The sequence below is a fragment of the Pseudomonas sp. FW507-12TSA genome (assembly GCF_058781435.1).
Window position 1 is genome coordinate 52,631 of the sequence record NZ_JBYSWT010000020.1, and the last position, 21,974, is coordinate 74,604.

The 21,974-nt window shown below is 65.8% G+C and carries 10 protein-coding genes; 4 read left to right on the top strand and 6 right to left on the bottom strand.

Going from position 1 to position 21,974, the window contains the following annotated elements:
- Positions 1–42 precede the first annotated feature (42 nt).
- On the top strand, positions 43–1,248 hold the full coding sequence (locus AC3WK8_RS19120) for an MFS transporter (protein ID WP_085598286.1): 1,206 nt from the start codon (positions 43–45) through the stop codon (positions 1,246–1,248).
- A 10-nt stretch (positions 1,249–1,258) separates the two neighbouring features.
- Here the strand turns inward: AC3WK8_RS19120 and AC3WK8_RS19125 are convergent, their stop codons facing one another.
- Positions 1,259–1,558 carry a MafI family immunity protein gene (locus AC3WK8_RS19125; RefSeq protein WP_085598407.1) on the bottom strand — a complete coding sequence of 100 codons (300 nt, stop codon included), beginning with the start codon at positions 1,556–1,558 and terminating at the stop codon, positions 1,259–1,261.
- 146 nt (positions 1,559–1,704) lie between these two features.
- Between AC3WK8_RS19125 and AC3WK8_RS19130 the strand changes: the two genes are divergently transcribed.
- Entirely contained in the window at positions 1,705–2,160 is a 456-nt protein-coding gene (locus tag AC3WK8_RS19130) for a hypothetical protein (protein ID WP_022644122.1), read from the top strand.
- 45 nt (positions 2,161–2,205) lie between these two features.
- On the opposite strand, the gene AC3WK8_RS19135 is transcribed toward AC3WK8_RS19130, so the two are convergent.
- Positions 2,206–2,772, bottom strand: a complete 567-nt coding sequence (locus AC3WK8_RS19135) for a TetR/AcrR family transcriptional regulator (protein ID WP_085598287.1) — start codon at positions 2,770–2,772, stop codon at positions 2,206–2,208.
- 168 nt (positions 2,773–2,940) lie between these two features.
- Here AC3WK8_RS19135 and AC3WK8_RS19140 point away from each other — a divergent pair, with 168 nt between their 5' ends.
- The gene (locus tag AC3WK8_RS19140) at positions 2,941–3,738 is read left to right on the top strand and encodes a crotonase/enoyl-CoA hydratase family protein (RefSeq protein WP_103325538.1); all 798 of its coding nucleotides are present in this window, start codon (positions 2,941–2,943) and stop codon (positions 3,736–3,738) included.
- Positions 3,739–3,782: 44 nt separating this feature from the next.
- Positions 3,783–4,679, top strand: coding sequence for an alpha/beta hydrolase family protein (locus AC3WK8_RS19145; RefSeq protein WP_256592306.1), 897 nt, complete (start codon positions 3,783–3,785; stop codon positions 4,677–4,679).
- A 60-nt stretch (positions 4,680–4,739) separates the two neighbouring features.
- On the opposite strand, the gene AC3WK8_RS19150 is transcribed toward AC3WK8_RS19145, so the two are convergent.
- The 4 genes from AC3WK8_RS19150 to gspE form a co-directional block, all read right to left on the bottom strand.
- Positions 4,740–17,267: a filamentous hemagglutinin family protein gene (locus AC3WK8_RS19150; RefSeq protein ID WP_103325540.1), complete on the bottom strand. Its 12,528-nt coding sequence runs from the start codon at positions 17,265–17,267 to the stop codon at positions 4,740–4,742.
- Positions 17,268–17,616: 349 nt separating this feature from the next.
- Positions 17,617–18,795: a substrate-binding domain-containing protein gene (locus AC3WK8_RS19155; RefSeq protein WP_085598290.1), complete on the bottom strand. Its 1,179-nt coding sequence runs from the start codon at positions 18,793–18,795 to the stop codon at positions 17,617–17,619.
- A 517-nt stretch (positions 18,796–19,312) separates the two neighbouring features.
- A complete protein-coding gene (gene gspF / locus AC3WK8_RS19160) occupies positions 19,313–20,524 on the bottom strand; it encodes a type II secretion system inner membrane protein GspF (RefSeq protein WP_053129059.1) in 1,212 nt (403 codons plus the stop codon).
- Positions 20,524–21,945 (bottom strand): type II secretion system ATPase GspE, encoded by a 1,422-nt coding sequence (gspE, locus tag AC3WK8_RS19165; RefSeq protein ID WP_103325541.1) that lies wholly within the window; start codon positions 21,943–21,945, stop codon positions 20,524–20,526. The genes gspF and gspE overlap by 1 nt, the downstream gene beginning before the upstream one ends.
- Positions 21,946–21,974 lie beyond the last annotated feature (29 nt).

Here is a 21,974-nt window from a genome sequence, read left to right on the forward strand (position 1 = left end):
AAGCTGATCAGCACTCCATCGGTATCACTGCAAGAGGCACAGATGCTGCGCACCCTGAAACACTATCCGGCGGCCCTCAACCTGATGTTGGCCGGTACCCTGGTGCTGACCCTGGCCCGGGCGGTGACCCTGCCCTATCTGGTGATCTACCTGGCAGGCAGCTTCCAGCTGGATGTCGCCGAAATCGGCCTGGTGCTGGGCAGCAGCCTGATCATCGGATCGGTGTTGAGCCTCTATGGCGGTTTCCTGGTGGACAGGATGGCCAACCATCGATTGGTCCTGTACTGCTGCGCGGTGTTCACCCTGGGCTTCGTCGGTAGCTTCGCCGCCCGCAACCTCTGGTCGTTCTACCTGTGCCTGCTGGCGATCAACCTGGCCTACGCGGTGTTCGATATCGCCATCAAGGCCGGCCTGGCCCGGCAGCTCCCGGAAAACCAGCGCAGCACGGGGTTTTCCATCAAGTACACCCTGACCAACATCGGTTACGCGATCGGCCCGTTCCTCGGCGCCGGGCTGGCCAAGCTGGATATCAGCCTGCCCTTCGTGCTGTCCGCGGCCTTGGGTGGCGGGTTCTTCTGCCTGTACCTGGCCCGGGGCGAGCGAGTCCCGCTCGTCACTGAACCCGCCCAGCCACCCCTGGCGTTCCTGGCCCTGGGCAAGCAATTGCTGGCGGACTACCGCCTGGTCTGCTTCACCCTGGGCGGCCTGCTCAGCGCCGTGGTCTTCGGCCAGTTCTCGGCCTACCTGTCGCAGTACCTGGTGATCACCACCTCGGCTGAGGTTGCCTACACCACCATCAGCACCCTGGTGGCCACCAACGCACTGTTGGTGATCTGCCTGCAGTACGCCATTGGCCGGCGCATCCTACGCCAGCACCTGAACCTGTGGCTGGCCACGGGCCTGGGTCTGTTCCTGCTGGGCATCGGCGGCTTCGCCATGGCCAGCAGCCTGGCGCTGTGGGTGCTGGCCATGGCCGTGTTCACCTTGGGCGAGATCATCGTCTTCCCTGCCGAGTACATGTTCATCGACTGCATCGCCCCCGAGCACCTGCGCGGGCTGTACTACGGCGCACAGAACCTGTCCAACCTCGGCGGCGCCCTGGGACCGATGCTCTGCGGCCTGGTCCTGGCCAGCCAGCCACCCCAGGCGATCTTCTGGATGCTGGGCTTGTTCGTCGTCGGCGGCGGGCTGTTCTACTGCCTGGGCGCCGCCAACCTCGGGCAGGCGCAAGCCAGGCCCGCGGACTGAAGGGCAGCGCTCAGGCAGGTGCCTGGCCCAGGTACCGAGCAATACGCAGCAACGCGCACCGGGCCGCCTCGGACAAGACCAGGGGCGGCTCCTCGATCATGTACCGCAGATGCTCGAAAGCCAGGCCGGCCTCGTTATGTTCCAGGTAGTCAAGGACGATCTCCCGTCCGTGTTCCAGCCCCGCCTGGGCCAATGCATGTTCCGGCGGCACCCGGCCACCCAACTGCTGGTAGGCCTGGGCCATGAGCCACGACGCCTCGTCCAGCACCTGGATCAAGTCGGTTCGCCAAGGGTCGATCGATACAGGCATGCTCATACACTCCTCGTTTTCTGGAAATCGCTTGTCGGGTACCGCCCGCGGGATTTGCCAACCGGCCCCCGTCACGCCGCCAAGCCTTCACAACCCCTGCTGCGTCCCGTTCCTCTGTGCATCTCCCCTGCAAAGAGCGATGCCCCATGAAAAACACCCAATTGAGCCAGTTGATCCTCAACGACCACGCCCGCATCGAAGCGGCCATCAGTACCGGAGCCGCCTGGGAAGTGTGGTTCCAGGTGGAATTCCTGATGCTGTTGCGCGCGGCCCACCTGAGCGCTGCCCGGGAAGTGCCCTATCCGAAGCCCAACCAGGACCTGCGCCTGGATGTCCTGGCGCGCCAGGGCGTCGAAGACTACGCCATCGAGCTGAAGGTCGAGAGCGCCACCAATGCCGGTAACCGGCTGCTGGCCGAAACTCGCAAGGACATCACCAAACTGACCAAGTACACCGAACCGGTGGAAGCCCGCTGGGCAGTGGCCCTGGGCTACAGCGACGTGGCCAAGCACGGTCTGCGGGACTTTGCCACGGCCAACAAGACCTGGGTCATCTACCACGAGGCCGGCTACATGGGCTGCATGATCGCCACGGTTCCCTGACCCCCCGGCCTGTGGCGGCTGTGCGCCCGTGCTCAGCCGCCGCGGCTACAGGCCCTCGCCGAGGCTCGCCAGGGCCCGCCGGGTCACCTGCTCGATATAGGCCGGCTCGCCATAGATCCGCGCGAGCAAGATCGCCCCTTCGTAGTCCGCCACCAACTGCCTTCCCATGGCCAGGGCCTGCTCCGGTTCGTACCGGGCAACGAACAGCTGGGCCAGGGCCTTGGCCCAATCATCGAGAAAGGCCCGTATCGGCTGCATCAGCTCGCTCTTGCCATAGGTCGCATCCACCGCGATCACCCCCATCAGGCAACCGATGGCCCCGTCCTGGAACAGCTTCATGGACTTGCGCCCGATCTTTTCCAGGCGCTGGCCCGGGGTGAGTTGCTCATCGAAAGCCACGGCGAACAAGCTCCCGGCGATGACCTGGTGGGTCTGCTCCAGCACATCGCGCAACAGCGATTCCTTGTTCGGGTAATGGTGATAGAACGAGGCCTTGGTCAGGCCACAAGCGGCGGCCAGGGTATCCATGGTCGTGCCGTGATACCCCAGGCGCTTGAAGGTGCTGGCGCAGCGCTGGAGCAGTTCGTCGCGGGAAATCTTCGGGGGGCGCATGGCTCACTCCTGGGCGGGATCACGGCCAGTGATTCTAAGGTATAAGCGGCCCTGCCTCAATTTGACGGTTACCGAATGTTTGTTTAGTTTCAATAACCGAACGCTTGGTCAATAACTCACCAGGCGCTCGCTCATTCAACCAACAACGCATTTCAGGAGAACGCCAAGATGAACCAAGCCACTAGCACAGCAGGTCGGGTCACCCGGGAGCAACGAGGCCAGGTGCTGTTGATCGGCCTGGACCGGGCCACCAAGCGCAACGCTTTCGACAGCGCCATGCTCGAGGACCTGTCCCGGGCCCTGGGCGAATACGAGCGCGATGAACAACTGCGCTGCGCGGTGCTGTTCGCCCACGGCGAGCACTTCACCGCCGGGCTGGACCTGATGGAGCTGACGCCGAAGCTGGCCAGTGGCGGCATCGCCTACCCCGAAGACGGCATCGATCCCTGGGGCGTGATCGGGCCACGGCGCAGCAAACCGGTGGTGATGGCGGTACAGGGCGCCTGCTGGACCGCCGGCATCGAGCTGCTGCTCAATGCCGATATCGCCATCGCCGCCAGCAATGCACGCTTCGCCCAGCTGGAAGTGCTGCGCGGCATTTCCCCGGCCGGCGGCGCCACACTGCGCTTTCCCCGGGTGGCCGGCTGGACCCGGGCCATGCGCTACATGCTCACCGGCGAGGAGTTCGACGCGGCCACGGCCCTGGACATGGGCCTGCTGGTCGAGGTAGTGGCCCCTGAACACCTGCTGGCCCGGGCCATCGACTACGCCGAGCGCATCGCCAAGGCGGCGCCGTTGGCAGTCAGGGCGACCTTGCAGTCGGCCTTCCTCGCCCTGGAGCAGGGAGAAGAGGCGGCCCTGGCCCAGCTCAACCCTCAGCTCATGCAGCAGGTGCGCAGCGAGGATGCTCGCGAGGGCGTGATGGCCATGCTACAAAAACGCCAGCCGGTGTTCCTCGGCCGTTGAACCACCCAGCCCGCTCCCGAACCTCTGCCTCAAGGATGCCTGTATTGAACATTGCAGTCCGTACCGATCAGCCGTCCGCCAGCAGCGAGCCGTTGACCCTGGTGGCCGCCGATGGCTATCGTCTGGGCGCCCTGCGCTACCCGGCCATCGGCACTGCCAGGGGCAACCTGCTCCTGGCCAGCGCCGCCGGTGTCCAGCAGCGCTTCTACCGGCGCTTCGCCGAACATGCCGCGCGCCGCGGTTTCAACGTGCTGACCCTGGACTACCGGGGCATCGGCCAATCCCGCGCCGGGAGCCTCAAGGGGTTTGCCATGTCCTTCCTGGACTGGGCCTACCAGGACCTGGCAGCGGCCGTGGAACTGCTACGCCACGACGCGCTGCCCTTGTACTGGGTCGGGCACTCCTTCGGCGGCCACGCCTTCGGCCTGCTACCCAACCACCAGGCCGTCAGCGCCTGCTACAGCCTGGGTAGCGGCGCCGGCTGGAGCGGCTGGATGCACTGGCGCGAGGCGCTGAAAATGCGCCTGCTATGGAAGCTCGTCCTGCCACCGCTGGTGGCATACAAGGGCTACATGGCCTGGAGCCTACTGGGCATGGGCGAGGACCTGCCGCTGGGGGTCTACCGCGACCTCAAGCGCTGGTGCGAATACCCGCACTACTACTTCGACGACCCGCAGATGGCACACCTGGCCGAGCTCTACGCCAGCGTACGCACGCCCTGCCTGTTCGCCACCTCGGTGGACGATCCCTGGGCCCCGCCGCGCTCGCTGGATGCCTTCGCCAAGGGCTACTGCAACGCCCCCATGACCCGGCTCGATCTCAAGCCGCCAGCCGGTGCCCGCCCCTATGGCCATATGGGTTACTTCCGCGACGATGCCCAGCCCCTGTGGGACGATATCCTCGACTGGCTGCTGGGCCAGCCCACCCCGCTGCCGAACTGATCCGGACAAAAAAGGGGCGATCGATGATCGCCCCCAAAGCGTTGCTACCACGAGAGAACCTTATAGCGTCAGTTGCTTGCGCTCCTCTTCGGTGAGGCGAGCCCGCGCCTGCTCATTGAGCGGGCCGGCGCCCAGTACCTGCACCGGGCTGTCGGGGTTGTAGGCCGGGGCCTGGCTGGCTTCCTCGCGCGGACGCTGCACCTGCTCGGAACCAAAGCCCAGCACCTCCACGGTGACGATGGATGCCCGGCCCTGCCTGGCCGTCGCCTGCTGGTTGCGGACCGCATCTTGTGCGGCTTGGGAAGCCGCCGAGCCCGCGGCGCTGGCCGAAGTCATGGCACCCGTGTTGATCGTCGCGGTCACCGGGATCCCGGAGGATTTGCCCTGGGTCTGGATGTTCGCGGCGTTGACCACCTGCAAGGCCGCGACGTTGACGCTGCCCGAAACCCGGATCCCCGCTTCGCCGGCATCGACCGTACCCAAAGGTGCGATCAGGTCGATATCGCCCGACGGCACTTCGGGAATCGGTGCCAGGGTGGCGATCCCCGCACCGGTGCTGGGCACCGATGGCGCCAGGCTGACGTTGCCCCAATTGTCGTAGACCCGCTTGGGCGGGGTGTAGACCACGGTGGTCTTGGAGCCCCGGCCGGCGTTGATGTCGCCCTGGGCCGACCAGCCCATGATGGCCCCGCCGAAGGTGGTCATGATCCGGCTCTGGCCCAGCAGGATACTGCCCTGGGAGTACAGCTGGATGTCCCCCGCGCCCTGGGTGATGATCCCCGCCGAGGCCGGCGGTGCATTACCTTCGATACCGAAGGTCTGGCTCCCGCCCGGAGTCAGCATCTGGATCTTGCCGCCGAAGTTGGTATGCACCCCGGAGCCACCGAACAGGGTGATATCGCCCTTGTAGGTGATCGGGTTGCCGGCCACGTCGGTCTGCGGGAACAACGCGGCGATCGCCGCCCGGCCCCGGGCGTAGCTGCCCTGGCGTACCCCGCCCTCCTCGTTGTACTCGCGGCCAGCGGCCTTGAGCTCGGCAAAATACACATCCCGGGCGAACACCCGCTGCTGTTCCGCCGGCAAGGCCGCGTAGTAGGCCCGAGCCTCGGCGGCGCTGCCGACGAAACCGAAGCGTTCGGCCAGCCAGGCCAGCAACTCGCCCTCGTAGGTCTTGGCCACCCGCTTGCCCGCCAGGGATTCGCCGCTACCGGCCAGGTTGGCCGGGTCGAGGTAAGCCTCGACGAAACGCCGATAATCCGGCCCGCTGGCGCCGACCCCGGCCTGCATCACGATGCTCGCCCCCGGGCGGCTGTCCCCCGGCGCCACGGCGCCGAGGCTAGTGACGCTGACCTTGTCCTCCATCAGGATGTTGCGCCCCGCGGTGAGCTCCAGGGTGCCGGGGCCGGCGACGTTGAAGTTGCTGTAGAGGACGTCGCGCCCGGCACTGACGATGGAGATATCGCTGGGGTCGTCGTGAATGAACAGGTTGCCAGTGAAGGTGTAATAGCCAAGCTTATTACCATCTACTCGAGCACCGTCCTGGGAGGTTCCACTGCTGACGATATCGCGCCCGGCCATCATCCATACCGCGCCGCCGCCCTCATAACGAGTCTGGCCAAAACGCGGATCGCTATCGGTGAACACCAGGCTACGACCACTGCCGACCGCCAGCAGGTCGCCCTTGAGCGCATAAAAACGCGCCGGGCCGCTATTGCGTCGCCAGCCACCCGTGGCCGAAGGAGAACCGAAAGTGAACAGTGGATAGCTGTCGCCGGCAAGGTTCGCATCCGCGGACAGGTTGCCCATGCCGGGGATCAGCACCCCGCTCCCATTCCATGCCGCATAGGCCGGGTTGAAGGGTGTCGCCAGGGTGGTGGGCGCGGCGAAAGACTGGTTGATGGACAGGTTCCCGCCATAGATCGAATCCCCCGCCAACAACTGCAGCTGGCTGTTGTTCGAAGGCGCCAGCACCAGGGTCGAGTGGTTGTTGTTCACCGTACCGACCCCTTTCGCGCTGCCGTAGTACAGGCTGCCGCTGGCGGCCGTTACCCGCAGGATCGACGGATAAACGACGGCCAGGTCGGTTTCCACCGCCGTCATCATCGGCGTGGCATTGCCGCCTGCGGAATACAGGTCGATAGCGGTGCGGTCGGTCCACAGGGAGAACCAGGTTTTCCCGGAACCCTGGATACCCTCCAGGGCATAACCGTTCATCAACGAGGTGCGTCCCGGATCGATCACCCCTTGCAGTACCAGGTCACCGCGGGTCGACAGATTGAACGTGGCATCGCCCGGCACCAGGGTGATCCCCCCTGCCGCCAGGGCGGTGGTGGCCCGTACAGGATCGAAGGCCCGGGTTTCTCCCGCGCTGCGGTCTTCCGGACGGCTGCCATAGTGCAGGTCCAGGCTGCCCACCGAAGCCCCGAGCACCTGGGCATTGCCGCGCAGATTCAGCAGTACGCCGTCAATCTGGCTTTGCTTGGTGAGGCTGCTGCCTGGGTTCAGGCCTCCACCCACCTCGAAGCGCAGGTCTCCGCCACCGGTCAATTGCAGTCCGCCATCGGCGGTGACCCTGCCGGTGCTGCCTATCGCCAGCACCAGCCCCTGGGTGCGTGGGTTGGCCGATCGTTCCAGCACGCTGCCGGCCAGCGGCTTCAGCACGCCGGCATCGCCGCTCACCCGCACATGGAGGTTGCCACCGCCCAGGGTGCCGAAACCGGTAAAGCCCACCAACTGGTCGGCAGTGGCGGTGGCGGTGTAGCTGCCGAAGTTGATCCACCAGGCCGTCGGCAAGGATTGCCCTCCCCCCTGGCGCCACAACCAGTTGCCGACCTGGGTCGAGTCATGGCCGCTGTCCTGGGGATTGGGCCGGGCCTGGGACTGCGCGGCGGTATCCACGATGTTGCCGGTCAGGTTGCCGCCGACCCGCAGGCTCAGGTTGCCACCCCCATCGGGATACCAGGCGCGGTACAGGCTTTCGCTACCGCCATCGACGAACTTCTCGAAGTAGCTGTTCACGTCGTTGAGCACCGTGGTGCCCCGCCCTGGAGCCTTGGCCTGGTTGTAAGGAGAACCTGGCGCAGTGGCCAGTGAGGAAGTACCCGCGGTGTAGACCCCATACAGCGAGTCCATGCTCAGGTTGCCGGCACTGAGCAGTTCCAGATCGCCAGTACCGGTGCGAATCACGCTGAAACCGGTGCTTGATGGCGTGGGGGCATACTCCTTGTCCGCCATGGCAACACAATACGCCGGGTTGTCCTGGCAGAAAGATTCGACGGAAGACTGTCCCAGGTCCTGCAGCATCTTTTCATCGATTCTGTCACCGGCCTTGATCACTATCCCGGCCCCGGCCAGGTCATCTACCGCTTGCTGGGTCCAGGCATAGCTGGCCTTGATCGCGCAATAAGCCGGAGTGTCCTGGCAGAATTGTTCGATGGAGGTCTGGCCTAGGTCGATCAGCATCTGCTCATCGATCGGCTCGCCAGCCTTGACCACTATCCCGGCCCCAGCCAGATCGTCCACGGCCTGCTGGGTCCAGGTCTGCACGCCCTTGGCCGGCATTTCCTTGGCGAACATGCCGTAGTGGCTGTCGGCCAGATGCAGGTCGCCATTACCCGGGTTGGCTTGCAGGATACGGCTGTCGGCCGCCGTGGTATCCCCCCCGGCCACCAGGCGCAGGGACCAGGACTGCGAACCCTCGGCCAGCATCGGCGCAATGGCCCAGAGCTTGCCCTGGCGCCCCACCGCCTCCGTACGCAAGGCGATGGAGCTGACGCCGTCAGGCAGCTTGACGTTGGTGCCGGACGGAATCAGCGCGCCCTTGGCCAACGGCTGACTGCCGTCGAGCAACACCTGGCCGCCAACGGCCGTTGGCAGGCCCACGCCCTTGGGCCAGGTCATGGCCTTGACCCGAGCATTCTGGCCAAGCAGGCTGCCGGCCTCCAGCTGGGTACCGACGGCCAGGGTCTGGGCTTCGCTGAACAGGGTTCCGGCGGCGAACAGCAAGTTGCCGGCGGCATCACGTATGGCCGCCGCGAGGATGGTGCCGGCCGGCAGGACCAGGTTCTGGTCGAGGATCGCGGTCACCGGCAAGCGGGTACCCGCCGCCAGGGTCAGGCCCTTGATCGGCAGGTCGTAGTTAAGGATCGCGCCGGTGGGGAAGCTGGTGCCATCGGCCAGGGTCACCCCGGTGCCCGGCACGATGATGTTGCCACCGCTGAAGTCCACGCCCGGCAACAGCACCCAGCCCTTGTCGTCCACGGTCTGCGGTGGCGGGGCGAAGCCATCGTTGATGCTGCCGTAGATACTCAGCTCGCCACCAGCGCGCAACACCAGGGCGCCGACCTCGCCCGAGCCATATACCGAAGTCTTCTGGCTGTGGGGGTTGACGCTGGCATAGCGGTAGCCGGACAGGTCCAGGTCGCCCTGCACCACCAGGTCGCCGTCAGGGATCTTGCTGACGATCTGGACCCCGGGGCGCAAGTGGAAGGCGTCGGCATACCCTGCGTTGTTCAACCCGGCCAGTTTGTTCTGCATCAGGTCGCTGTTCTGCAGGGCGGCGTTGATGAAGGCGCTGCTCAACTGATGCTTCTGGTCCAGGTAGTCCTGGGTAATTTCCTGATAAGGACGGCCGCTGGCGGCATCGTTCTTCTGCGGCGCATCGTCATAGCTGACCATGCCGTTGACCGCGATCGAGCGCGCCCCCTGGATATCCAGGCGACCCCGGGCATCGATGGCGATATCGTCACTGCTGCCATCGGGCTTGAATATCCGTGGGGCATTGAGCTCCAGGGTGCCACGGCTGCGGCCGTCGTTCTGTCCCGCAGCGCTACCGACCGCTACATCCGTCCCATGGCGCAGGTCGATGCGCGCGCCATCGGCCAGGGTCAACTGGCCCTTGCCGGAACCCAAGACGACGGTGGCACGGTTGGGCGCATCGATGATCTTGCCGTAGCTGTCCACCCGCAGCTTGCTGCCATGGGCATCGAGCACCGCGCCGGAGTCCAGGAGCAGGCCATTGCCGGCCGCCAGGTTGATACTGCCGACCCGCTCGCCACTGGCATCCACCAGGCCGTTGACCCGCAGGCTGCCGTTGTCCAGGGAGACGTTGATGCTGTTGGCCTTCAGGCCATTGCCGATGGTCAGGTCGCCCTGCTTGAGCTGGAAGCTGCGCGCGCCATATACCTGGCCCTGGTTCAGGCGCTGGTTGAGAGCGGCGAACTGCTCGTCAAGGGTACCGCTGCCACCCAGGCGCTGGGCCTGGATTTCCACCGCGCCGCCCAGGTACGGCACCCGGGTGCCGCCGGCATCGTAAGAACCACTGCTGGTGCCAAGGATCTTGCCTGCCAGGTCCACCAGCCCCGCGCCACTGTCCTGGGCCACGGCGCGCAACTTGCCGGCCTGGTTGTTCTGCGCCGACAGGTCGATGCTCGAACCCGCCGCCTGCAATACATTGCCAGTACGGCTCTGCAGCAGCACCTCGCCGCCGGCTCCGTACTTGGTCAGATCGTTGAAGGCGATGGCACGCCCGGCCACATCGATCAGCGCAGCATCGGTCAACTGCACATCGCCACGGGCATCCAGGGTCACTTTGCCGCTGGGCAGGACCACCGCGCTGGCCAGGCGGATGCTGTCACCGCTCAAGGACAACTCGGCCCCCTGGCCATTGGCCTGGCCACGAGAGCCAGCCGTGGCGCCGATATCGATGGCGCCACCGGCCGTGATGCGGTTCACCGAACCGGCTTCGCCAGTCATCAACGGCGTACGGATATTCAAGTTGCCGCCGCTATAGGCAAAACCCTTGAGTGGGTCGTAGCCACCCTGGCTCTGGTACACCGCGAGACTGCCCTTGTGGTTGGCGGTGATGCGCTGGCTGGCGTTGAGATTGACGTTGGCGAACCCCAGGGCCAGGCGATCGAAGGTCTTGGTGGTGCTCGGCTGGGCGAAGGCACCGTAGCCGAACTCGATGCGCTCGGCGTTGATATCCAGGCGCCCACTGCCCGTCCCGGCGCCGCCGGCCACCACCGCCCCAGCCGGATTCACAGCCCCCTGCCAGATCAGGTTGGCGGTGTGGATGCTGGCCACGTCATTGGCGCCACCGGAACCGTAGATGGCCGGAGTCGAGAGCATGAGGTTGCTCAGCAACGATTTGCCGGTGACCGGATCGTAGGTATCCAGGCCCGCACTGCCATAGAAGTTGAAGCTGTCCCGGGCCGAGAGTTGCAGGGTCTCCAGGGCTGGGGCACCGAATTGGCTATCGCCACGCAGCAGGCGATCCAGCACTTGCTGGGTCAGGGTCATGCCGGCGGGCAGGCGATTACCCGCGGCTGCCGCAGCCAGGGCCTCGGGGCTGCCCACATTGATGCTGCTCAAGCCCAGGTTCAGGTGCCGGGTGCCATAGCGCACCTGGTCCCCCAGCTCGAAGGTCTTGTCGGTCAAGGCAACGATGCTGCCCTCGGAGTACAAAGAGGTCTGCCCGGTGCAAAGGCCACTGCCGCAACTTCCCACCTTGATACCGTTGCTGGGCTGCAGGGCTGCAGGCGCACTCACCACATTGAGCAGGCCATTGGAGACCGCCAGCATGTTGCCCACCTGATAGGTGAAACCGTCTCGCGCGTCATAACTGGCCTTGCCACGACCGATGGTGTTGATCGAGGCGCCCTGCTCCACCAGGATCTGGCCGGTGTTGGCCACCAGGAATACTTCCGGCGCCGCCAGGGCCGCGCCCTGGCGCAGGATGATCGAGCCATTGCTGGTGTTGGTGCCCTCGGCCAGGGTGATGAGGTTACCGCTCTGGCCATACTTGACCAGGGTCAGGCCGCCGAGCATGAGGCGTGCGGCACCCAAGGCATTGAGACTGTCGGCATCCAGAGTGATCCCGGTAAAACCGTCAGTGGCCGACTGCCCGGCCTTGACCACTTCGATACCGCTGCCGTTGCTCCTGTTCAATACCGAAACAGTACCGCCAAAGCCCCCCGTTGCAGCCTCGAAGCGGCCAGTGCCCTGGAAAGAGAACGCGTCGGTTCCGGCGCCGGCTTCCAGCGCCAACTTCAGGGTCTTGGCATCCACCGGCAACAAGGGCCGCGGCACGCCAAGCTTGGCCGCGTCGGCCATGGCGAATTGTGCGTAGCTGGTCTCGTTGTACTGCGAATAATGGCGCAGGGTATCGGCCGAGGTCAGGATCAACTGGCTGGCGACGCTGTTGCCGATCCCGGTGTTGGCGATGGACAAGCGCCCGGCGGTGCTCCAGGAACCATTGCGCATCTGCTGGGCCGAGCCCTCGCTGCCAAGTCCCGCCAGGCCGTTGATCTCCACGCGGAAGGCCCCCGGCATCAGGGCATAGGTGGACGGCATCAGGGTATAGGTACCCGCCGCCAGCCCGGGCACTCCGGCGCCGATGGTCACCTGCTGGCCGATCAGCGGGTCTACCGCGCCGCCCTCCGGTGCCACCGGCGCGTAGCCGGGTTGAGCACCGGGAACGATGGCGTAGATCGGGTTGCTGGCCAGGCCCGGCAGGACCAGGTCGCCGTTGGCACCGATCTGCACCAGTGGGCTGTAGCGAGCATCGGTGGAGCCGCCGCGCCCGGAGATGAAACCTGCGCCCAGCAACTCGCCGCCGCCGGACAGGTCCAGGGTGGCCCCTTGCTGTACCTTCACCGACTTGCCACCCAGGATCACGCCGACGCTAAGCTCGCTGTTTTCATTGACCAACCCGCCCTGGCCTACGAAGTTCACGGTCTTGCCGTTGTACTTGTAGACCTGGCCATCGACGGTGCCGCCATAGGGCAGCACCAGGCCCTTGCCGCTGACCGAGGTCAGGCTGCCCGGCAACAGTTCGACCTTGCTGCTGCCCAGGTTGCCGATCTCGATCAAACCCAGGGGGGCGCGCACCACGCCGCCCTGCTTGATATTGGCGGCGCCCAGTTGCAGGCGGCCGAAGGCCGAGTACGGCACGGCCAGGTCAGCGTTGCCATTACGCGCGATAGTGAGGGTCCGGGTCGGATCGAATGCGAGGCCTGCGAAATCGTACTTGTAACCGGCGACCACCCGTGCCCCGACCTCGGTACCCGGATACAACTGGGCGGCGCGCAGGGTCATGTCGCCCTGGGTCAGAAGCTGGGTGCTGATGCCCTTGGCGATCACATCGGCGCCAGCGCCGGCGAGGAAGCGCAGGTCGCCCTGGCTATCGAGCTGGACGTGATCGAAGCCTCGCCGTTCGATGTTCACCAGGCTGCCGTTGGCCTGGCGCAGGTCGCCCTTGCTGCCGAACATCACATTGCCGCGCACATCGATCAGGCTGCCAGCGGCGCTGAACAGCGCCTGGGTGACGCGTTCCGACGGCCTGCCGATGGAGACCACCGCACGCACATACTGGTCCTTGGCCTCCGGCGGCGCGAGGATGCCCGCCAGCAACAGATAAGGCGCCGACAGATTGACCTGGCTGTTGGCCGCGGCGGCTTCCGTCAGGCCCAGGGCGCCACTGTACAGGCGCAGGCTCTGCCCCATGTTCAGCGACACATTGCCATCGAAGCCCAACAGGCCGTTGCTCAGCAAGGCCAGGTTATCGAAGCCGCCGGCCGCCACCTGATCCGCACCGAGGCGGCCACGGCCATACTCCAGAGCGCTGGCCGCAGATTCTGGCGATCCTGGCAGGACGTTGGCCTGGTGAGTCTGGCTGACTACCAGTTCGCGAGCCTTGAGCACCCGGTCGGTCACCGCGTTCTTGGTGTAGTACGGGCTTTCCAGGGCCACGGACAAACTCCCCCCCGCCGCACCGGCACCACCGGCCCGGGCGACGAAATTGCCGTCCAGGTACAGGCCATTGTTGGAGGCGAAGCTGATGCTGCCGCCATTGCTGGCGACCTGCACCCGCCCTTGCCCGGGAATGTCCAGGGCGGCCTGGGTGCCGGATGCATCCAGCCGCGCACCATCACGCACCACCACGAACAGGTCACTGGCCTTGGCGATGCCGGTGGCCAGGTCGATCTCGCCGCCGATGCTGATGTTGCCGCCATTGCGCACCTGGCCATAGCTGCGCCCACGATTGTCCACGGCGCTCGCTGCCCGGGCCGCGACATCGATCAGCGCTTGCTCACCGACCCAGATCGAGCGTCCATGGCCGGCAGCGTTGGCCGCCTCGGAACTGGCCACGGTGAGGCCACCGAGACTGACGCTGCCGCCCCAGGCGTTGAGGATGCCGTTCATGGTCAACTGGCCGACGCTGCGCAAGTTGATGGCTTGTCCCGGATCGACATTGATCACCGCGCCCTGGCCAACACTGAGCTCGGTGGTCGCCAGTTGCGCGCCGGTGGAGTACTGGTTGCCGGCGGTCAGGGTCAGCCCGGCGCCACGGCGCTGGGTCAGTACGCTCTTGGTCGCATCCTGCTGGTACAACTCCGGCAGCCAGGGCTCCAGCACGCTGGCCGGGGCGCTACCGGTGGCCGCATTGCTCGCCTGGTCGCCAAAACGATAGACCGGGACAGTGACATCGACCTTGGCACCCTCGGCCACCTTCAGCCCTTCATTGCCGGTGATGTCGTAGGCCGAGAAGCCTTTGTTGAAGAAGTCTTGCGCCAGTTGCAGCGTGCCCGCCTCGGGCACGCTGCTGCCAGCACCGATCAATACCTTGTGTGCCTGCAGCGCCAGGGTGCCGCCGCCATTGACACCATAGCCGCGCAGCTCCCCTGATACGTCCAGCTTGCCGTCGGCCGCCAGGGTCACGTCGCCGCCCTTGCCACCGCTGGGCTTGCCGTCGATAGCGATGGTAGCGCCGGAGCTGGCATCCACCAGGCTGCCCTTGGCCAGGTTGAGATCGCCGCTGCTGCGCAGCGACACCTTGCCGCCGTTGCTGAACGGTACGCCGCCGTTATTCAGCGGGTCGAGGGCCAGGTTGTTCCAACGCCCCGACACATCCAGCTTGACTCCACCGGCGACATCGACCCGGGCCTGGGCGCCACCGGTGGGCGCGAGGATCACGTCACCAACCACGAAATTACGGTTCACATCCACCTGGCTCAGCACGTTGCCGGCGTTGATGCTGCCGCCGTGGGCACTGAGGTTGGCGTTGATCTTGACCAGGGGGCCGAACAGGGTGATGTCGCCACCGTCGGCCACGGTCAGCGCGCCATCGACCTGGATCTGCTGCCGGGCGCCGACCTTGATCGCCCCCAGTTGCAGGCCATTGAGCTGGTCGCTGTCGAGTACCAAGCGGCCCTGGCGGTCGGCTGGCAAGGCGCTGTCCAGGTCCAGGCCGTCGGCGATCTTCTGCTGTTTGGCGTCGATCAGCACCTGGTCCACGCTGGGGCTCAAGGCATAGCGCAGGACACCGCTGGCCTTGTTGTAGATCGGCGTGTAGCTGCCGATGATCAGCTGCGCGCGCTGGGCTGCCGCCTTGTGCGATTGCTGGTAGCCATCGAGGTTGGGCTTGGGCGCCTGGATCTGCCGGTCGCCCTTGAACACATCGCTGACCAGTTGCCCTTCGAGCACCGCGTTGCCGGTGCCGATCACCAGCTTGCCGGCATCACGGCCCACCGTGTAACCCGCCTCATAGCGCTGTTGCTGGGCAATCAGCGGGTTGTAGTAGTAATCGGTGCGCCCCCAGCGCGGGCTGCTGTCCACATAGCCTTTGTAGATCCCGGCATAGAGCAAGTCTCCCGGGGCCCGGGACAACTCATACAAGCGCCCGTCCACCCCCTTGAGCCAGGTCTGCTGGATATAGCCGCCCTGTACGTCCACGGTGCCGCCGGACAGGTTCAACTGGGCGCCGGACTGGGTCACCACATCCTTGCCAGTGAAAGTCAGGGTTCCACCCTGGGCCATCCATTCACCGATGCTGTGCCGCTGGGTACCCAGGTAGCCACCCACCTCCAGCAGACCGCCCGCGGTATACCAGCGGTCGCTGGCGTAACCGTTGGTGCCCGCCGGGACGAAGATCAGCTCGCGCAGGTCGACCCACACATCGTTGTTGATCAGTTTGCCGGAGTCACGGTTACCCGCCGAATCGCGTTGCTCGTTGCCCTGGACGTTGATCTTGATGTTGTTGGATTCCATCGCCACCTTGACCCCGACGGCGCCGGCGACGTCGATCACCGCGCCATCGCGCACCAGGCTGCGCTGCCCGGCGCTGACCGCCACCTGGCCACCGGTGGCCAGGGTGATCGAGCCCTTCTGGAAGTCCACGGTGCCGCCGCTGACGATCTCCACCCGGGATTGGTCGGTGCGATCGGCGACGCTGCTGAGATTGTTGAACTGGCCGGTGATCAGGTTGGTCGGGGTGCCGTCCAGATTGCCCAGGCCGCTGTTGCGCTGGCTGTCCAGGGCGCTGCTGCCGCTGCTATCCAGGAGAATCGCGGTGGTGCTGCCCTGCCCCAGGGTCACGCTACCGGTGCCGTCGCTGGCGGAGTTGAGCAAATGGATGGTGCCCCGGGTATCCACCGAGGTGCTGGCCAGGGCCACGCCGTTCTGCTGCACCTGGTGGCCGGTCAGGGTGATGTCGCCGGTGGCGGCCATGATCAAGCCGCTGTTGCTGACCTTGCCGGCACTGCTACCCGGCTTGAGCGAGGTGGCCACTTCATTGCCGCGGGTGGTGGAACGCTGGTTGCCCTCGGTCCCGACCCCGCGGCGGATGTAGAAACTGTCGCCGGCGGCCAGGGCGGTCTGGCCCTTGGCGGTGACGATGGTCCCGGCGTTCTGCACCTCGCTGCCCAACAGCAAGGCGTAGCCACCGGCATCGGTGGAGGTAGCCGGGGCATGGGTCTGGATCAAGGCGCCAGCCTGGACCAGGACCTTGCCGGCGGCGTCGGTGAAGGTCGGCTGGCTGCCGTTGGCGTCGACATACAAGCCACGCTTGCTGAATTGCTCGTCGGTGATGGTGGCTGCGGCGGCCACCAGGTTGCGCACATTGACCTGGCTGGTGCCGCTGAACACCACGCCGTTGCGGTTGATGATCATCACCGTGCCGGCGCCCTTGACCTGGCCCTGGATCTCGCTGGGTCGGCCATTGGGGTCATTGACCCGGTTCATCAGCGCCCAGTTGGACTGTTGCTGGAAATCCACCGTGGTGTTGCGCCCGACGTTGAAGGTTTCCCAGTTGAGGATGGCCTTGTCGGCGGTCTGCTCGATGGTCACCGTGGTCTTGCCACCGGCTTGGCTCTGCACCGGGCCCTTGGCGTTGATCCAGCCCTGGGTCAGGCTGTTGTCGACCTTCAACCCACCCTGGCCCAGGCCGTCGGGAATAGCGCTGACACTGCCGAACGCAGCCTGGCGAGCCGCTGCCTGGGCCGCTTGTTGCGCGGCGATGGCCGCCACCGTGGAGTTGAGATTGCCCAGCGAACGCTGCAATTGCTGGTTGACCCGCACCTGCTGGGACAGCGGTGGCGGCATGCCCGGCATCTGGCTGCCGGTACGCGCGGCAGTGGCCGCCTGGGAAGCGCCCTTGTCGGCGAACCAGCCGGAACTGAAGGCCGGGGCAGCATTGGCACTGCCGGCCATCAACAACAGGGCGATGGCCTGGGCCAGGGGCTTGAGCCGCAGGATCGACACCTGGGAATCCAGGCCAGGGGTGTTAACCGGTGGTTTGCAGCGAACCATTACTACTCATCCTTTGTTATGACGCCCAGGGGTGCGCGACGCTGTACGACCCAGGGCGCGCGTCACTGCTCTAGGGATAGGCCGTTGCCAAGGGACACGACCGAACGCTTGTCATGGAAAATTCATGTTTTGGGTGTAACGCTCGCCCGTCGGCGACCAAGACGCCCTTGGTCGACCATCCCGGTGGCCGCGAGCAAGCTCGGAGCGAGTCCGCGCTGCCGTCACAGCGGTTAGCGCCAAAACTGCGTGGCGAGCCTGGCGATGAACAGGCCAGGCGACCCTGAATGAAAAGATCAGCAACGGTCGAAACCGTTGCTGATCCAGATGTTGCGGGTATCGAACGCGTCAGTTACAGCGGACGGCCGATGGCGTTGCAAACGCTGGCGTTACCGATGCTCAGACCGCTGGAAGCAGTGACGAACGAGTCACGTACGGCAGTTTTCCAGGCAGCTGGCAGTGGCACGAAGCGGTTGTTGTTGATTGCAGTGTCGTTGTTCGCCAGAGCGCCGTAGTGACGGCTGAAGAAAGCCCGTACTTGCGAAGTCTGGGTCGCGTCGGCGTAGCACTGGCTGAAGATCAGGTTGGTGAAGCCCAGGATCGGGTAGCCGCTGGTTGGGTACAGGCGCAGGCTCTTGTCACCAGGGTTGGCGTCGATGTTGGCCTGGGAAGTGAAGACCGGAACCCACAGGTTCTGATCGCCACGGTCAGCCACCGCAGGTACCGGAACAGCGCCGATGGCAGCCGATACGTTGGCAGGAGCTGGCGAAACACCGGCGACCTTGGCCACCTTGGTGGCATCGTCCAGGCCAGCCAGGGTAGGCGCGGCGTAGTCAGGGCTCATGTAGGTAACGCGACCGTCGCCAGCGTTCAGCGCGTCCATCACGCCCTGGCTGGTCACAGCGGCCACGGCGCCGGCTGGCAAGCCACCCGAGTAGCTGGAAGCGAAGTTGGTGGTCACGGCGAAGGTGCCGGTTTCAGCGCACTTGGCGTTCAGGAAGCGGGTGAACAGCTCGGTGGTACCGCTGCTTTCGTTGCGGTAGACCACGGTGATAGGACCAGTACGGCCAGCACCGGCGATCTGGCTCCAGTTGTTGACCCGGCCCGAGAACACGCCGCACAGGTCGTTGACGCTCAGGTCAACGGCCGCAGTACCGGCCTTGTTGAACGGGATGGCAACCGAAGTGGCCACCGAAGGCACCTGGATCAGCTTGCCCCAGGCAGCCTGGTGGGCAGTGAAGTAGTTGCCCAGTTCAGTGGCGCTGAGTTTGGAATCGCTACCGGCCCAGTGCACGTTCTTGCCGGTGGTGCCGGCCACGAACTTGGTGTAGTCGTTGTTCAGGAAGGCAGCCTTGCCGTTGCCGCTGCCTACGCCGATGTAGGGAGCGAAACCGGCAGTCAGAACGCCAGCGGTCTGGTACAGCGGTTGTGGCAGGGTAGCGCCACCGCCGTTGATGTCAGCCATTGCAGCCTGTGCCGAGCACAGGGCGGCCAGGGTCAGGGATGCCGCGAGAACATTGCGCTTAAACATGAAGAATCTCCTTTCGTCGTGTTCGTACGTTGGGTGAATAGCTCTTGCATGACGCCATGGCGCTCGGGCCAGAAGCCTTGATCCAGAGGGCTTGATGGGTGAGGCCATGGGGAGAGAAGTTCGCAGCTTCCGGTGACAGTTAAAGGAAAAATGCTCGGGAGAAACCGGCTGTTCCTGCAAAAGATCCTCGGGTGTCCACAGCGCTTTTTTAAGGCCCTTTCGCCCAAGATGACAGCCAGGTTTCCACTGCCTGGACCGGCATCTTCCGCCAGGCGCCGTAGCCTCTGGGAGCGAGGCTGGAACATGACAGAACGAGGAACCCGAGAATGCCTGTCGCAAGGGTCGGGAGCGCGGGGAGCGGCCTGGAAAAAGAATCTGCCGGCCCGGTCCTCGCGGTGCGAGCGAACACTCGTACCGGGCAACTTGATGCCTCGGAACAAGCAGGCATCCATGGCCGGCAGACCAGTGCAATGGGTTTGCCGGCCACGGCCGAACGGTGCGAGCGCCCTCGCCCCGATCAAGTCACCAGCTGGTTGATCTCGATGATCGGCAGCAGCACCGCCATGACGATCACCAGCACCACGCCGCCCATGACCACGATCATCAGCGGCTCCAGCAGCGCGGTCATGCCCATGGCCCGGCGCTCCAGGTCGCTGGACAGGGTCTGCGCCGCCCGCTCGAGCATCGGCGGCAAGGCGCCGGTCTTCTCGCCGCTGGCGATCAGATGGATCAACAGCGGCGGGAAGACCTTCTCCACCCGCAGCGCCGCCGCCAGGTTGGCACCCTCGCGGACCTTGGCGGTAGCCTCGCTGACGCTCTGGCTCAAACGGTCGTTGGACAGGGTCTGGCGTGCCGCCTCCAGGGCCCGCAGCAACGGCACGCCAGCGCCGCCGAGAATCGCCAGGGTCGAGGCGAAGCGCGCGGTGTTCAGGCCCAGCACGAAGCGTCCGACCAGGGGCAGGCGCAGGATCCGGCTATGCCAGCTCAAGCGGGCCTGGGGATTGCGCAGGTAGATCCGCCAACCCCAGAACCCGGCCACCAGGGCGGCGAAGCACAGGCCACCCCAGGCGCGGATGAAGTCGCTGGCGGCGAGCATCGCCAGGGTCAGCCCAGGCAAGTCCTGGCGGGCCTGGGAAAAAGCACTGACCACCTGGGGCACCACGTAGCTCAAAAGAAAGATCACGATGCCGATGGACACCAGGCCCACCACCCCGGGATAGATGAAGGCCGTGAGGATCTTGCCGCGCAGGCCGTTGCGTTCCTCGATGTAGTCCGCCAGCCGCTCCATGACCTGGGCCAGGTCGCCGGACTCCTCGCCGGCGGCGATCAGCGCACGGTAGATTTCCGGAAAGTCCCGGGGCCTGGCCGCCAGTGCCTCGGCCAGGCGCATACCGCTGCGCACATCGGCCCGCACCGCACTCAGGGTCTGGGCGATGTGCTTGCGCTCGGCCTGCTCCACCGTGGCACTCAGGGCCGCCTCCAGCGGCAGGCTGGCCCCCAGCAGGCTGGCCAACTGGCGGGTGGCCCAGGCCAGGTCGTTGTCCGAGAGCTTCGGGCTGAACATGCCCCCTGCCCCGGCTGCGCCCTGGTTGCCGTCCAGTTGCACCTGCAAGGCCGTCAGGCCACGGCTGCGCAGGCTGGCGAAGGCCGCGCTCTGGCTGTCGGCCTCCAGGTGCCCGGATTCGATCTTGCCGAGGCTGTCGGCAGCTTCGTAGCGATAGCGATTCATCAGGCGTCCCGTGTCACACGAAGGATTTCTTCCGGCGCGGTGGCGCCGCTGCGCACCCAGCGCTCGCCGTCCTCGCGCATGCTGAACATCCCGGCGCGCCGGGCCGAAGCGCGCAACGCCTGCTCATCGGCGCCCTGGTGGATCAGGCTGCGGATATCGTCGTCGATGCAGAACAGTTCGTGGATCCCGGTACGCCCGCTGTAGCCGATCTGGTTGCAGGCCGGGCAACCCACCGGACGCCAGGTGCCGGGGTTGGCCGGATCAGGTTCCTTGCACTGGTTGCACAGGCGCCGCACCAGGCGCTGGGCCAGCACGCCGAGCATCGACGAGGCCAGGAGGAACGGCTCGACCCCCATGTCGATCAGGCGGTTGACCGCCGACACGGCATCGTTGGTGTGCAGGGTGGCCAGCACCAGGTGCCCGGTAAGGGACGCCTGGACTGCGATCTGCGCGGTCTCCAGGTCACGGATCTCGCCGATCATGATGATGTCCGGGTCCTGGCGCAGGATGGCGCGCAGGGCCAGGGCGAAGGTCATGTCGATCTTGGCGTTGACCTGGATCTGGCTGATGCCCGGCAGGTCATATTCCACCGGGTCCTCCACGGTGAGGATGTTGCTGGTGCTGGCATCCAGCCGGGCCAGGGCCGCGTAGAGGCTGGTGGTCTTGCCGCTGCCGGTGGGTCCGGTGACCAGGACGATGCCGTGGGGCTGGCGGATCAGGCCGTCGAGCCGGGCCAGCAGCGCCGGGTCCATGCCCAGGGTCTCCAGTTGCAGGCGCCCGGCCTGCTTGTCCAGCAAGCGCATCACCACCCGCTCGCCATGGCCGGTTGGCACCGTGGAGACGCGGATATCGATGGGCCGCCCGGCGACGCGCAAGGCGATCCGGCCGTCCTGGGGCAGGCGTTTCTCGGCGATATCCAGCTGGGCCATGATCTTGATCCGCGACACCAGGGCACCATGCAGCGCCTTGCGCGGCGAAACCACGTCACGCAGGGTACCGTCGACCCGATAGCGCACCACCGAGTGGGTCTCGTAGGGCTCGATATGGATATCACTGGCCTCGTCCCGCGCTGCCTGGGTGAGCAAGGCGTTGATCATGCGGATCACCGGCGCGCCATCCTGGGTGTCCAGCAGGTCGGTGATCTCCGGCATGTCCTGCATCAGCCGGTCCAGGTCCACCTCGTTCTCCGCCGCGCCGACCACCGCCGCGGCGCTGCCGGTGTCGGCATAGGCGGTGGCCAGCAGGCCATCGAGTTCGTCATCGCGCACCTGCTCCAGGCGCGCCGGGCCGAACTGGCGGCGGGCCTCGGCGATGGACCAGCCAGGGGTCGAGGGGCACACCAGCAGCACCGCGCCTTGCTCGTCGTGGCGCAGCAGGATGCGCTGGGATTTGGCCCAGGCGTAGGGGAGCTGGGAGGTCATCGCCAAATCTCCATCCATCCAGAAAAAAT

Excerpts from the sequence above, each read along its gene's own strand:
- AC3WK8_RS19120 (WP_085598286.1), top strand. The coding sequence starts at position 43 with ATGCTGCGCACCCTGAAACACTATCCGGCGGCCCTCAACCTGATGTTG.
- AC3WK8_RS19155 (WP_085598290.1), bottom strand. The coding sequence starts at position 18,795 with ATGTTTAAGCGCAATGTTCTCGCGGCATCCCTGACCCTGGCCGCCCTG.
- gspF (WP_053129059.1), bottom strand. The coding sequence starts at position 20,524 with ATGAATCGCTATCGCTACGAAGCTGCCGACAGCCTCGGCAAGATCGAA.
- AC3WK8_RS19150 (WP_103325540.1), bottom strand. The coding sequence starts at position 17,267 with ATGGTTCGCTGCAAACCACCGGTTAACACCCCTGGCCTGGATTCCCAG.
- AC3WK8_RS19130 (WP_022644122.1), top strand. The coding sequence starts at position 1,705 with ATGAAAAACACCCAATTGAGCCAGTTGATCCTCAACGACCACGCCCGC.
- AC3WK8_RS19135 (WP_085598287.1), bottom strand. The coding sequence starts at position 2,772 with ATGCGCCCCCCGAAGATTTCCCGCGACGAACTGCTCCAGCGCTGCGCC.
- AC3WK8_RS19140 (WP_103325538.1), top strand. The coding sequence starts at position 2,941 with ATGAACCAAGCCACTAGCACAGCAGGTCGGGTCACCCGGGAGCAACGA.
- gspE (WP_103325541.1), bottom strand. The coding sequence starts at position 21,945 with ATGACCTCCCAGCTCCCCTACGCCTGGGCCAAATCCCAGCGCATCCTG.
- AC3WK8_RS19125 (WP_085598407.1), bottom strand. The coding sequence starts at position 1,558 with ATGCCTGTATCGATCGACCCTTGGCGAACCGACTTGATCCAGGTGCTG.